General features: G+C 53.5%; 12 protein-coding genes and 1 riboswitch. Of the genes, 2 read left to right on the top strand and 10 right to left on the bottom strand.

Annotated elements, in window-relative coordinates:
* Positions 1-39 precede the first annotated feature (39 nt).
* From AC4PHM_RS13530 to AC4PHM_RS13485, 10 genes are all read right to left on the bottom strand, one after another.
* Complete coding sequence (locus AC4PHM_RS13530; RefSeq protein WP_492018285.1) at positions 40-2,211, bottom strand: methyltransferase; 2,172 nt, start codon at positions 2,209-2,211, stop codon at positions 40-42.
* An 84-nt stretch (positions 2,212-2,295) separates the two neighbouring features.
* Positions 2,296-3,600 (bottom strand): B12-binding domain-containing radical SAM protein, encoded by a 1,305-nt coding sequence (locus AC4PHM_RS13525; RefSeq protein WP_492018284.1) that lies wholly within the window; start codon positions 3,598-3,600, stop codon positions 2,296-2,298.
* 32 nt (positions 3,601-3,632) lie between these two features.
* Positions 3,633-4,856, bottom strand: a complete 1,224-nt coding sequence (locus AC4PHM_RS13520) for a hypothetical protein (protein WP_492018283.1) — start codon at positions 4,854-4,856, stop codon at positions 3,633-3,635.
* Entirely contained in the window at positions 4,853-5,956 is a 1,104-nt protein-coding gene (locus AC4PHM_RS13515) for a GNAT family N-acetyltransferase (RefSeq protein ID WP_492018282.1), read from the bottom strand. Before AC4PHM_RS13515 ends, AC4PHM_RS13520 begins: the two co-directional genes overlap by 4 nt.
* Positions 5,957-6,107: 151 nt before the next feature.
* Positions 6,108-6,461 (bottom strand): hypothetical protein, encoded by a 354-nt coding sequence (locus AC4PHM_RS13510; RefSeq protein WP_492018281.1) that lies wholly within the window; start codon positions 6,459-6,461, stop codon positions 6,108-6,110.
* 12 nt (positions 6,462-6,473) lie between these two features.
* Positions 6,474-6,737, bottom strand: coding sequence for a hypothetical protein (locus AC4PHM_RS13505; protein WP_492018280.1), 264 nt, complete (start codon positions 6,735-6,737; stop codon positions 6,474-6,476).
* A 285-nt stretch (positions 6,738-7,022) separates the two neighbouring features.
* Positions 7,023-8,273: an NAD(P)-dependent oxidoreductase gene (locus tag AC4PHM_RS13500; RefSeq protein WP_492018279.1), complete on the bottom strand. Its 1,251-nt coding sequence runs from the start codon at positions 8,271-8,273 to the stop codon at positions 7,023-7,025.
* Between the two features lie 223 nt (positions 8,274-8,496).
* Positions 8,497-10,194 (bottom strand): LPXTG cell wall anchor domain-containing protein, encoded by a 1,698-nt coding sequence (locus AC4PHM_RS13495; protein ID WP_492018278.1) that lies wholly within the window; start codon positions 10,192-10,194, stop codon positions 8,497-8,499.
* Between the two features lie 45 nt (positions 10,195-10,239).
* A riboswitch (cyclic di-GMP riboswitch) is annotated at positions 10,240-10,331 on the bottom strand.
* A 370-nt stretch (positions 10,332-10,701) separates the two neighbouring features.
* A complete protein-coding gene (locus AC4PHM_RS13490) occupies positions 10,702-11,229 on the bottom strand; it encodes a VanZ family protein (RefSeq protein ID WP_492018277.1) in 528 nt (175 codons plus the stop codon).
* An 81-nt stretch (positions 11,230-11,310) separates the two neighbouring features.
* Positions 11,311-11,478: a hypothetical protein gene (locus AC4PHM_RS13485; RefSeq protein WP_492018276.1), complete on the bottom strand. Its 168-nt coding sequence runs from the start codon at positions 11,476-11,478 to the stop codon at positions 11,311-11,313.
* 205 nt (positions 11,479-11,683) lie between these two features.
* Between AC4PHM_RS13485 and AC4PHM_RS13480 the strand changes: the two genes are divergently transcribed.
* Positions 11,684-12,277: an RNA polymerase sigma factor gene (locus tag AC4PHM_RS13480; RefSeq protein ID WP_492018275.1), complete on the top strand. Its 594-nt coding sequence runs from the start codon at positions 11,684-11,686 to the stop codon at positions 12,275-12,277.
* Positions 12,274-13,413, top strand: a complete 1,140-nt coding sequence (locus AC4PHM_RS13475; protein ID WP_492018274.1) for an anti-sigma-I factor RsgI family protein — start codon at positions 12,274-12,276, stop codon at positions 13,411-13,413. Before AC4PHM_RS13480 ends, AC4PHM_RS13475 begins: the two co-directional genes overlap by 4 nt.
* The last annotated feature ends 20 nt before the right edge of the window (positions 13,414-13,433 follow it).

Raw genomic sequence — 13,433 nt, 5'->3', positions numbered from 1 at the left:
GGCCTGCTAAGCGTCTGATCTGCCAAACGTTACAACTCTCTAGCCCTGACGAATTTTCTTCAGATATTGAAGGCTCACCCGCGCCGAGCCTGCGGACAGCCTCAGCACCGGCCTCAGACCATAGCGCCGGATCAGCTCGACCACATGGGCGGGACTGGCCACACGCTTATGATAGAGCTTCAGCATCTCCCAATAGAAGCCGCGGACGCTGAGTTTTTCTGGCTTTAGAACCAAGTGGGCCAGATCCCATTTAGGGTAGTCCTCCCGTGGGATCATGAGCCGCTCCTTGTAATCGTCGAAGATCCCGGTGCCCGGCAGGGGCGTCAGGGGCTGGAGGTTGACAAAGTGGACGCGGTTGGCTTTCAGCCAGCGGTTCAGGGTGTTGAAGTCCTCTTTGTCGAAGTCCATGCCCAGGATCAGCGTGCCGTAGAGCTCGATGCCGTGGCGCCTCAGGATGGCAGCGGCTTTTTCGTTTTCCTCGAGGCTGGTGCGCTTGCTGTAGGTGGTCAGATCCTGGGCCCGCACGGATTCGAGGCCTATGATCACGGCCCTCAGGCCGGATTTTTTGAAGCGCTCTATAATGTGCTCATGGCGGGCGACGAAATCCGCCCGGCCATAGATCAGGAATTTTTTGTTGAGGCTGGCGGCGTCCAGAGCGTCGCAGAAGGTTTGAACCCGCTGCGCTGACACCAGGAAGTCGTCGTCCACAATGTAGACCTCTTCCTCCGGGATGGTTTTCAGTTCCTCAATCACGTCGTAGATGGGACGCTCGCTGTAGACCCCGCCGGTGATCTCCCGACAGAAGCAGAAGCTGCAGTCGTAGGGGCAGCCGTAGGAGGTTTTGATGAGGGCGCAGGGATTATGGAACATGTAGTAGTATCTGTCCCGGTAACGGGCGGTGCTGCTGCGGTCCGGAGGCAGGAGCCCTTGGCTTGCCACGGTTTCCTGCGCCGCGCCCAGCCAGACTCGCGCTTCCTGAACGGTATCTAAGGATGAAACTGGGTGTCTGACACACAGTTTCTTCTTTTTTGTGAAGACGCGGTCGAAGACAGGTGTCTCACTTCGCTCTGTCTGGAAGTCCTCCGGCACAACCTCCGCATGGACGCCGCCAACACCAATTAGTATCTCGGGGTTCCAGGCTTTGATGGCTCTGGCGGTATCCTTTAAGGTGCCCACGTGGGTAATGTAGCCGCTCATGAGGACGACCTCCGGCTGGAACTCGTCCAGGAAGGCTTCCAGCGGGCGGCGCTCCAGGATCATGTCTATGATTAAGGTTTCGTGGTCGTCCGCGCCCAGGTTTGAGGCCAGGTATTCCAGCTCCAGGGGTTCACAGACCATAACGTGCTGGAGGCCAATGGTTTCCGGATCCGGCATCACCCGCAGCAGCAGGATTTTGAGCGGTGTGGGGGGATGACTATTCCGTCCGCGTCCCTGGTTCAGATCCTGTCCGCGTCCCCGGTTTTGTTTTTGTCCGCGTCCCCAAAGTTGATTTGGTGCCAGAGCATTTCCCGGAATATTTCCCAATTCCACCGCTGCCCCACCCTTCAAACGCAGCACCATCAAGATGATTGACGGCATGAACCACGCCGTCTTCACCTTCTCCACCGACTCCACGACAAAAAGCCCCGCCGCCATCCGCTTCAGGGCATCCACACTATAGTAGCTCGCCGTCCCGGTCGTCAGCTTCACCAGGGACAGCGCCGCCGCGTCGTACAAAGAGTTCGCCGACGCCTGCGCCAGTACAAGCACGCCGTCGGGCGCCATGATCGCCGCCATGTCCGCCAGCACCTGATCCGGATCCGCGTAGTAGGGCAGCGAATGGGTGCACAGGACCACATCGAACTTTTCGCGCTCGTGGCCGCTTAACACCAGCCCCCGTAGCGCCGACGCGTCCCGGACCTCGAAGGTCAGCTCGGGGTGCCGGCGCCGCGCCTTCGCGATCATGCCCGGTGAGGCATCAATACCAGTGAATTGGCCGATGGTGGCCTCACGACCATCGGCAGCAGCACTTGTCTTTTGGGCCTCTCCAGCTTCCAGCGCCAGCTCGCCAAGCAGCTCGCCAATGCCGCACCCCACATCCAGCACTCTCGACTCCGGACTCAGCCGACCCGCCAGCTTCGCCGCCACCGCCCGACGGGTCGGACCCAACGACACCTTTTGAACCCACAGGCGCTCATAAAACTTCGACCAAAAATCCCAAACCACACTCATGAACGCCACCTCCAAACGGGAAACTCGGTGTCAGAAACTCGGTGTCAGACACCAAGTTTCATATTTCAGACATTGCAGATTTCCTCACTTCAACCGTGCACCCAAAGACAACCGCCAAAACCTCAGATAAAACAGCCAGACCGGCATGCGGGTCGGCAGCATGACCAAATGCAGAAAATCAAACCGGACTGGCCGCGCCAGCCGCGAATCCTTCATACGCTCCGCGTACTGATTGTAAACTGTCGTCCCCTTCAGCGGCGTCAGGATCGACACCGTGTAGCGCCGCACCCCATGGGTTTTTATCCATGCCGCGAGTCGTCGGAAATCCTCAGCGCTGTCATCCGGTGACACCAAAAAGAGCGCCGTCAATTTAGCCCCAGCGGCCCGGATTATCTCCACAGCTCCGGCGTTATCTTCAGCTTCAAGGCCCTTTCCCAGCTGCCTCAGCTGTGAATCTTCCACTGCCTCCAGGCCTACGATCCACTCCTCGAATCCCAGAGCCCTCAGCCTGTGCAGGTAGCGCTTGAGCCGCACCACTGCGTCTGCCCTGGCGTAGGCGATGAATTTCTTCCTGATGCCCTCCGCCGCCAAGCCTTCCAGCGCCTCGATCCAGACTTTCGCCCGGTCGGCTGTCGTCAGAAAGCAGTCGTCCACGATCCAGAGGGTGTCGGCGTTGATGCCGCGAAGCTCTTGAATGACGTCTTCCATGGGACGCTCCTGGTACTCGCCACCGTTCAGCAGCCGGCAATAGCAAAACTCGCACTGGTGCGGACAAGACTGCGCCGTCTTTATCAGCGCGACTTCCCGCTGCGCCACGTATCGGATCTTGTGCTTGTGCGCCTCGAAATACCTGCGGTCCGGCTTCGGCATCTCAAAAGCCTTTCCATCTGCCGATGGTTCCGTCCTCCCCCACTCTCCACGGAGGTTCTTAAAGGCCAGTCCCGGCGTCGTTTCGCAGAGAGAAGGGAAATCCGCCCCCTGCTCAAAACGCGCCTTCAGAAGGGAAGTCAGTCCCCATAGGGCATTCGCGTAAAACACGGCGTCAACGGCAGGTACATAAAAGTCCTCCGGGCACCCTTCTGCGTGAACACCGCCGACCCAGACGGCCAAGTTTTCTTTCCGTGCTTTTGCATAGTTTGCCAAATCAATGATCTCATCAACCGCCGTCACATAGCCGCTGAGGATCAGGACGTCCGGGGATTCCCTTTCGATTATCCGCTTCGCGCTGCCGCCCTCGAGCCAGGGATCGTAAATTCTGCAGGTCAGACCGCTTTCGGAGAAGCCGCTCAGCACCGCCGCGATCATCTCCAGCTCCAGCGGCTCTGTGACGATGGGCCTGAGGCGCGTCATCAGCGACCTGCCATGGCACTTTATGAGTAGGATTCGCATGTGACACCCCCAAACCTGGTATGAAGCCCGCCTCACTTAAAAACGTGATGCTTCGTCCAGTAACGCTGATACGAAAAATGTTTAACTAAGGTTCCCAGCAGCTTATGCAAGGCCGGATTGGAGTGGGCGACGTAGAGGTACTTCAGCTGCTCCTCCGCTCCGGTCTTCGACTTGCTCTCCGCGGCGGTCTGGCCAAGGTTTATGGCCGTGCAGCCATCATCAATAGCTTCTCGGATGAGCTGGAGAAGGAGATTGCGGTAAAGATCAAATTTCTGGAGCTGAGACCGGTCAAAGCCGCCCAGGACAAAGTGTCTGAGGATGCCCGCAGGCATAGGCTCATCCAGGATTTGAACGAAAGCCAGGGGACGGTTGTTGTATGTGAATTTAAACGTGCGTCCCGGAAACTGTTCAAAATAGAGAGGTACCAGCTTTTCAAGCTGGTCTTTGGAATGGTTGAAGACGTCCACATAGAGCGGATAGAGCTCCGGCTCAAAGGCTTGCAGCGACTGCGATTGAGACTGATTAACAACGTTCAGCTCTGGCACCGGATTCAAGTCGGTGTCAGTCACCGAGTTGAAGTTGGTGACAGGCACTGAGTTGAAGTTGGTGTCAGTCACCAACCCAAGTCCGGTGCCTGTCACCAAACCCAAACCAACAGTCTCCACCCCATCGAAAGCCTCAAGGGCCCGTTTGACCTGGCGCCGGTAAGGGCTTCTCAGCGCAGAGACATAAGCATCAAAATCCTTATATTTCAGCGGCAGCACATAACTGGAGAGGGTCAGCCCCTCAGGCAGCTCAAAACCTTCGCCTTCAGGCACATTCAGGATCACCGTCAAACCCTTCAAATGACGCCGGATCCAACGCGCCATAATCAACCGTCCCTCAGACTCCCGAGTCGCGAAACCCGGCGCCGCCACGGACAGTGGCACGCCTACTATGGTCGCCGGAACAGCCAAACGCCCAAACCTGGCAAAGTTCAACAGATTAAGCTTCAATGCATAAGTCACAAACAAAACCCCAGCGTCTTCCGCAAACCAGTAGCGCTGGCCGCAGGGATTGACAGCCTCCAGAAACTCAAGAAATGCCTTTTCCAGATAAATCGCCCCGCCACCGGGTGTACTAGCGCGCCAGACGGCCAGGCAGGCGTCCCATGCAGCCGGCAGCTCTGATGCCCGCTCAAAGCATTGGAACTCAATCAATGGGAGGTTGGCTGCAGCTTCCGCTCTGGGGGTCTTTGATTTTCCCGGTCCTGTCATAGCCCACCGCCCTCACTGTCCACCTCCACCTCAATCAGAAACACCTTGTAATGATGCCCCTCCCGGTCTGCCCAGCGCTCGCCGAAGCCCCGGGAGGCCGTGTTTTCGCTCAGGATCCAGCCCGCCTCGCACCGCTTGAACCGGCCGCGAACCCGCTCCCGACACGCCTCGAAGAGCCGGACCACGCCGCCCCGGCTCTGGTGCTCCGGGATCACGCCCAGCTCCACGATCTTCATGGTGTTGATCCGCCCCGGCCAAAGCTTCCACCTCAACCAGGTTTTGAGACCAATAGTCTCTCCCGGCCTCATCAGCTGATTAAAGTCAGGATACCAGAGCATAAAGCCCACCGGCTCTTCCCCAAAATACAAAAACAGAAGATTCTCAGGCTTCAGAAAAGCCTTGAACTCCCTGAACAGCTCCAAATCCTCATCAATGCGCCGCTGGTAATAAAACCGATGCGCCCCAAAAGCCGTATTATTGATTTCCGTATAAATCCGCGCGGTTCGTTCCAGATGCCTGAAATCCGCAGGCTCAACCTTATAACCCTTTGAAATCCTGCGCATCAGGCGGTCTGACACCGGCACCTCAAAGGATTCAAGATTCACCTCATAAGTCAGCATGGAGACTGTCTCAGTAGCGATCCCCTCAAAATAATCTTTTATGTAAGCCGGGTGATAGGCGCTGCCAAAAGTCGGCACCTCATCAAAGTGATCCGCCAGAATCCCAAGACCGTAGTTCACGTGAAAGTTAAGCCCAACCAAGAGCTGTTCCGCGCCCCGTTCCCGGGCAAGTGTTCGCCCGCGGGCCACCAGCAGAGCGACAGCCTCTTCTTGGCCCTCCAGCGCCTCAAAGCACGCCAGCTGAAGGACTTCGGCCATGCGGTCCACCTGGGCAAAAACGCAAGCTGCCACAGGCCTCCCCCCATCCACGACCAGCACCGGTTCAAGAAACGCCGACTTCGCCATGACGCCCTTGCCGGACAGGATCGTCTCCAGGGTCGTGCTCATGATGTCCCTTCTCAGCGGGTCCATTTTATTCAGCTGCTTCACAAACTTGATATAGTCGCCGGTCTCACCCGGCCCCAGCACGCGCAGCTCCATGTTGACCTCCAGTAAACCTTTTTTACAGTATAACATTTGAGGGACTGGACACCAATGGCTATGGGCGTTCTGCAGACGTCCAGGGGCACAAAAAAAGAAAACAGAGATGCTGCCGATGGTCATTCAACCACCAACCTCACCTCCAGTAAATTCACGACATGATGATAATGTAAAGCACCAGATTCACCACAAACGGCGCGGCGTAAGCACCCAGAAGCACTAAAAGCGGTGCCGACTGCGAAAGAGCCGACTTAGGCGCCATCTGATCCATAGTGTTGACGTTGTTATGATCATAAACCCGCCCCATGGCAAGAAGATTGCCGCGGCTCTCAACCCCAAAGAACAGCACCAGCGGCGTTATCAAGGCCAGAAACGCCCAAACGAAGAAAAAGAATTCAAAATTGAAGCTGTCCATAGTTCTGCGTGACAAGAACAGATACGTGCCTGCCTCGACGGCAGTAAACACCATCAGGAACCGGATGGCTTTTTTCAAATTTTTCTTCATCTGACGATCCCCCTATAGACGGAACTGATCATACGGGAAGCTGGAGGTACTGAGTTGTTTTGCTGATGGCTGGTCGCTGCCGCCGCTTGAGATGGGCTGATTCCAGCCCAAGATCCATAAAATAAGCAGCGCGTTGAGGCCGAAAAAGAAGCCAATCCAGAACCATCTTTCAGCCTCAAAGCCTCGGCCACTGCGAAGTGCCATTGATTTGCATGCGGCACCAAAAGTGCTCCCAATTACCCCCCAGGCGACTAACACAACAAAAATGTCAAACATCCAGCGACCTCCTGTTTATGACTAGGACATGAATAGAACTCGAATGGGGCGACTTGTCGCAGCCACACATTTCCAGTATGCCCATATTTGTGAGTTATAAACCTGAATCGAGACGTTTAATGGTATTTTAATGGAAATTTTATAACTATCCCCAGTTTCATTGTATCCCCAAAGAAATATTACAGTCCGCGTCCCCAACTCCGTTTTGGTGTCAGAGCTTGCGATAACGGTTCTCAACCACTGCAGCAGCCCGCAACCAACCACAGCACTCACCTTTCAGCGCGCCTATACCTCAGCCTCAGTTTCTGCGCCACGCCTCGCCCCCTGAACATAGGCATCCATCATCTCCGCCACCTGCTTTGTGTATTTCACCGCCTCAACCACCGTGCGGGCCCCGGTTACCACATCCCCGGATGCGAAAACCCCCGGCCGTGTCGTCCGTCCTTCCTCATCCGTCACTATCAGCCCACGGTGATCAATCCGAATCCCCTCCGTGTAATTGACAATATTCGACTTCGGCCCTTGGCTCACCGCAATGATCACAGCACTTGCCTCAAGCAGCCCGCGGTGCCCCTCAACTAAAACGATCCCATCAGGCGTCAGGGCTGTCTCGTTATAAACCACGCCACCCGCGTTAATCTCAACCGGCGACTTGTAGTACTCGAACTTGACCCCATCGATCTCCGCGTAGTCAATTTCATGTTTCCTCGCCGATAGTCGTTCCCGCCCCGACCGCGCCATAATCGTCACATCCCGCACACCATGCCTCAAAATGGTACGCGCCACATCCATGGCCACATTGCCGGCCCCAATCACGACGACCCGGTCCCCAAGCCTGTAGGCGCCCGGATTCCTCAGATAATCGATCCCAAAGTGCACATGCCCCAGAGTCTCGCCCTTGATGCCCAGCTTCCGCGGATTCCAGACCCCCGTCCCAATGAACAGCGCGTCGTACCCGTCCCGAAACAGGTCGTCCACCGTCAGCACCGGCCCAATCAGCACGTTCGGCCGCACCACCACTCCCAGCTCGATCAGCTTCCGCTCCAGCCGCGCGATGATCTCCTTGGGCAGCCTGAACTCAGGAATCCCATAGTGCAGAATGCCCCCAATCTTGTCGTTCATGTCAAAAATGGTGACCTTATACCCTTTTAGCGCCATGATGAACGCCAGCGTGATCCCCGCCGGCCCAGAGCCCACTATGCCGATGGTCCCACAGTCCCCCACCCCCGCAGCCAAAGGCAGCATATCCAAACTATAATTGGAGATGTAATTCTCTATACTGCTGATGTGAACCGGAGTCCCCTTGGGCGCAAGCACACAGTGCCCTTCGCACTGAGCTTCATGGGGGCAGACCAGTGAACACACCAGTGACAACGGATTATTATCGAACAGCATCTTGCCGGCATCGCCAATCCGACCCTCCAGCAGCATCCCAATCATCTCCGGAATTGCCGTTCCCACCGGACACCCCTTGACGCACCTCGGATTCTTGCACTTTAAGCAGCGTTTTGCCTCATCTATGACATGCAGTCCCATCTATAACTACCTCCAGCCTTCAGAATCAATAGTTCTTGAATCCAAATGTCTTGTATTATGTATTCTGTATAATATAGCATGAATTCTGAAAACTTTGGATCATAATTATTTCTTTAACGGTCTTTGACTTCGCCATTCAGCACAAAAAAAAGCGCCTCCATCAACAGAGACGCCTTGCTGTGTGTGCTTCATAATACTGTAGAATCAGTTCGTTTCATAACGTTTAGAACTTTTTTCTCAGCCCAACTCCCAGGCCCAGCAAAAGTGTACCGGCAGCGTAATAGGCATATGGCGGAATTTCACCTGTTTTTGGGAGTTTATCCAAAGCAGGATTTCCACGAGGCGTTTCTGGTTCAGTAACTTCCTCAAGGTCCTCCAATTCTTCAGTCTCAACCGGAACATTGACAGGCGTTTCGACCGAAGCTGATGATCCCATTGGAGTCGGAGCCTCAACAACGACTACGACCGACTCGGTTATTTCATCATTTTGTTTTGGTTTATCATTTTGTTTTGGTTTATCTTTTTGTTCTGTTTCATTGTCATTATTTGAGTTGTTGTCATTAGGTGATTCCACGACTGGATCGACTGGATCGACTGGGTCGACTGGATCGACTGGGTCGACTGGGTCGACTGGGTCGACTGGGTCGACTGGGTCGACTGGATCGACTGGGTCGACTGGGTCGACTGGGTCGACTGGATCGACTGGGTCGACTGGATCGACTGGGTCGACTGGATCGACTGGGTCGACTGGGTCGACTGGATCGACTGGATCGACTGGGTCGACTGGGTCGACTGGGTCGACTGGGTCGACTGGGTCAACTGGGTCGACTGGGTCGACTGGGTCAACTGGGTCGACTGGGTCAACTGGGTCAACTGGGTCGACTGGATCGACTGGGTCAACTGGATCGACTGGGTCAACTGGGTCGACTGGATCGACTGGGTCAACTGGGTCAACTGGGTCAACTGGGTCGACTGGGTCAACTGGGTCAACTGGGTCAACTGGGTCAACTGGGTCGACTGGGTCAACTGGGTCAACCTCAGTTACTACCGTTTTCACATCGAAACTAAAACTATCGGATTTATCCACCCAGTCCTTTACCTCCGTCACCAGAGACTGTCCCCCATTGATAGGTAGACTGAAAATCATACTTTCAAAATCCTTGATACTTGCATTTCCACTACCGGCAGTCATTAGGAGCCCAAGCCTCGCGTTTTCACCTAAAGGAAGATATCCTTCACCATTATCAATTGCTTCTAAAAAGTAGTGATTATTGTCCAAAGAGTTTCCCAAAGCCAGTGCACGGATTGCCGCATGGAGATTAGTGTCATAATTCTGGTACTTGTTTAGCAAGTAGTTTATGCGATCTGCAGCTTGGATACCGACCGTCTCCATCATGTTAACCAAGCCAATGTATTTGGTGTTAAGTTCCATTTTTTCAGTGCTGCCTAACATATAGTTCACGGTCGGCGTGACGAGATGGTTATTTCTATCTATTGAGATACTTGTAAATCCATCTGTCAAAGTAAAAGAATGGTTGCCTGGCTTCGTGTTCGAATTATTGCCTTGCTGGGTGTCGATCTTATAATCAACCACTTCAAACGCAGCATAGCGAACCCTAACAACCACATTCAGTGTTTCTACAGAGCTGGCATCGATCTCAAACGCTGTGGCATTGAAAGTACTCTCAGCTCCGCCATTAATAGAGACATCTATACCGTCAAATCTTAAACCCTCAATCAACGCCACGTTGATTGACGTTTTACCTATTACTGAAGTATCCAGTGTGTAAGTTCCGAAGGTTCCATTACCTGAATAAGTTGTTGTATCTTCCGCAAATCCCATCATCCCAAACGGGACCGCGAGCGTGATTATGAGCACAAAAATAAGGGATTGTGCCCATGATTTTGAATTGCGTTTCATGGTATTTCCCCCTGTCAAGTAGGTTATTTATCTATGATTACTTGACACGGCAACTGGACTGCCATAACCCAAATAATAAGGTCTTAGGCTCCATGGTTTTGCGTCCCAGCCTTTCAGCTGGTTTGCCTTTTTCGTATCAACGATCCTCCTCTACAGCTTTTTGAAAAAACACACAGTAATCTACTTTCAGAATAATGAGATAAAACAACCTTGTCAAGGTGTATTTTTCGGCCGAAAGCCTTATGTAAACCCGCTTTCAGGGGTTTGAGAATACCCACTTCAAGATGTTGTATCTATTTCTAAACAATTTTGATTTTGACACAAAATGTGCCAAAAAAATATTTTCCGCATTCTGCAAGAAAGTGTTTTGACACCTTTTTCACTTCAGGAAGAAAATGCCCTTTTATGACCATCGGAAAAGCTCTTAAATGCGGAAGGGTCTCCCTAACTCCCGCCTCCTCCCAAAAAAATTCCGCCGATGGTCACGCCGCCATCTCCACAGCGCCATTACCCTCGACGGAACTCTTTCAATTTCTTTCGATCTTTCCTGATAAACCGCCCGACCGCCAGCATCACCGAGATCGCCATCCACGCAACCAGCACACCCAGCAGCGCCCCAACCGCGTCCAGCGCCATGTCAGATACCTGCATGGTCCGCCCCGGCACAAAATGCTGGTGCACCTCGTCCGCGACCCCAAGCAAACTCGCAATCAGCCAGGCCGGCAGCACCAGCCGCAGCCCTTTGCGGCGCGTCAAAGTAAAAAACGCCACCGTCACAAACCCGCCCAGCACCGTAAACAGAAGCAAGTGCGCGCCCTTTCGCGCCAAATATTTCAACAAAACAACCGACGGATCCGTCGACCGTATCAATTCCGCTTTCGTCGCCAGCCCAAGCCGGACCAGCACCTCATAGGTCTGCTGTGTCGTCTCCTGCATGGCCTGACTCGAGAACCAGTAAATCACCGCAACCCAGACAATTACCAACAGCAGCGTCAATACGCGCTTCACGCGGGCATCCCCCCTCACCTCAACCATTATATGTCGAGATCAGGGTTGAGGTCAAGGCCGCCACCAGGTTGACATAAAATTGTTTTCGCCAACTGTGCAGGTCTTCGCCTACATTGAATTCCCGCCGCGCTCCTTCTCCCTGATATACAGGTCCAGCGCCCGAATCCCCCGGTGGGCCAGCTTGAACATCAGATAGTAAAGGTAAACCGTCAGCACCAAAAATCCAATCACAACCACAACGTTAAAAAGTCCAAACAAGCTCCAGAATGCGTTCATTTTCCAGCCTCCAAATAATTTTTCTGCCGATGGTCACTTCAACCCACAACCCGTCCAAACACCAGCCTTCACCTTTTACCCAACCTCCCGAGCCTAAAACCGATTCATTTAGCATCCCAAATGGTATAAATAAGAAAAGAATTTACAGCCATCATGCAATAAAACACCACGCTCACGCGTTACTCAAATAGAAGGAGCCCTGTCTATGATCCTGTTCACCTTTGTCATCGACAATTCCATAGAACCGCAGTCCAAAGGCAGTTCGGGCAGTTTGGACGAGGGCTTGTTTGGGCGAATCGGCTCGGGCGACATGGCTGCCTTTGATCAGATGTACCAGAAGACCGAGCGCGCCATGTACACCTATGCCCTGACGCTGACGCGGCAGCATGACGAGGCACTGGACCTAATGCAGGAGGCCTATATCAAAGTCCTATCGGCCGCGCACCTCTACCAACCTATGGGCAAGCCCCTGGCCTGGATGTTCACTATCCAAAAAAATCTGCACCTCTCAAAACTCAGAAAATCCAGCAGGATCACGCCTCTGGACGCCGCTGACATTGAAAATAACTTGCGTTTTTCTTACGTGGAGGATCCGGAAGACCGCATGGTCCTCGAAGCTGCGCTCACCATCCTGAATACGGAGGAACAACAAATCGTCCTGCTCCATGCCGTCACCGGCATGAAACATAAAGAGATCGCAGAACTGATGAGCCTGGGGCTTTCCACGACTTTATCCAAATACAACCGCGCGCTGAAAAAGCTGCGCAGCTATCTTGAAGAAAGGGGGCTGAACTCATGAATGACGACCAACTCAAAGGTTGCTTGAAACGGGCTGTGGACCAGGCCCCGATCAATCTTCTCGAGACAATAAAACAACAGCCCTACGAAAAAATGAGTGCCCATGACGAGATTACAAGCCAGACTGAAAAGAAGTCATTTGTGCACCGGTCAAACCGTCTGAAGCCCGCGCTGGCGCTCTTTTCCGCAGCTGCCGTGTTCCTCTTCGCCTTCCTCAACTGGCAGATGAATACGCGGTGGGTCGACAGCATGGTTTATCTGGACGTCAATCCGAGCCTGCAAATTGAAACCAACCGCAAGGACCAAGTCATCCGCCTCAGTGGTATGGATGAGGAAAGTGAGGCCCTGATCAAAGACCTCGACTACAAGGGCAAAGATCTTGAAGCGGTCGCGGCAGAGCTCCTGGACCGGCTCGTCCTTGGGGATTACGTCAGCAGCAGCGAACCGGCTATTCTCCTTTCCGTTTACAACGAGGACCCCGAGAAGCGCGACCGCCAGCTCAGCGAGCTTGACCAAGCCATTCACGCCTACCTCCAGAGCTTAGAGATTCAGCCGATAGTCTTGACCCAGACCCTCGACCCAACCCAAACCCTTACAAACTATGCAGAGGCGAACCAGATTTCCGTCAGCAAAATGACCCTGATCCGCAATATGATTCTCCTCGATCCGGAACTTAAGATGGAGGACCTCGCCAAATTGACCCTGGAGCAGCTGATTAAAGTCTCCTCAAAGGTCACGCTGGATCTGGATAAAATTATTCAAAGTTCGGATCTGGATAGGATCAAGACGTTGGATGACCATGATGACGACGAGGATGACAAGGATGACGAGGACAATGAGGACGATGGAGACGAATTCGACGACGAGTCAAATGACGACAAAGACGACTCTGACGACTCTGAGGATTCGGATGAACAGGATGACTCTGAGGATTCAAATGTCGACTCAGCTGATGATTCAGAGGATGACGATGCCACAGAAGATAGCGACGAATTGGATGTGGATGACGACCCAGAAGATCTAGACGACATTGAAGATTTTGACGTCGAAGATCTTGACGATCATGATGACTTGGACGATTCAGATGTTTCTGATGACAGCGATGACGAAGATGAAGAGACTGAACTGGATGACTGAGGGTGTGGTCTGGTGACCAT

The sequence above is a fragment of the Acidaminobacter sp. QWL-03 genome (genome assembly GCF_058683855.1).
The sequence above is the reverse complement of the archived record's forward strand: the minus strand, read 5'-3'. Positions and strand labels throughout refer to the sequence as shown.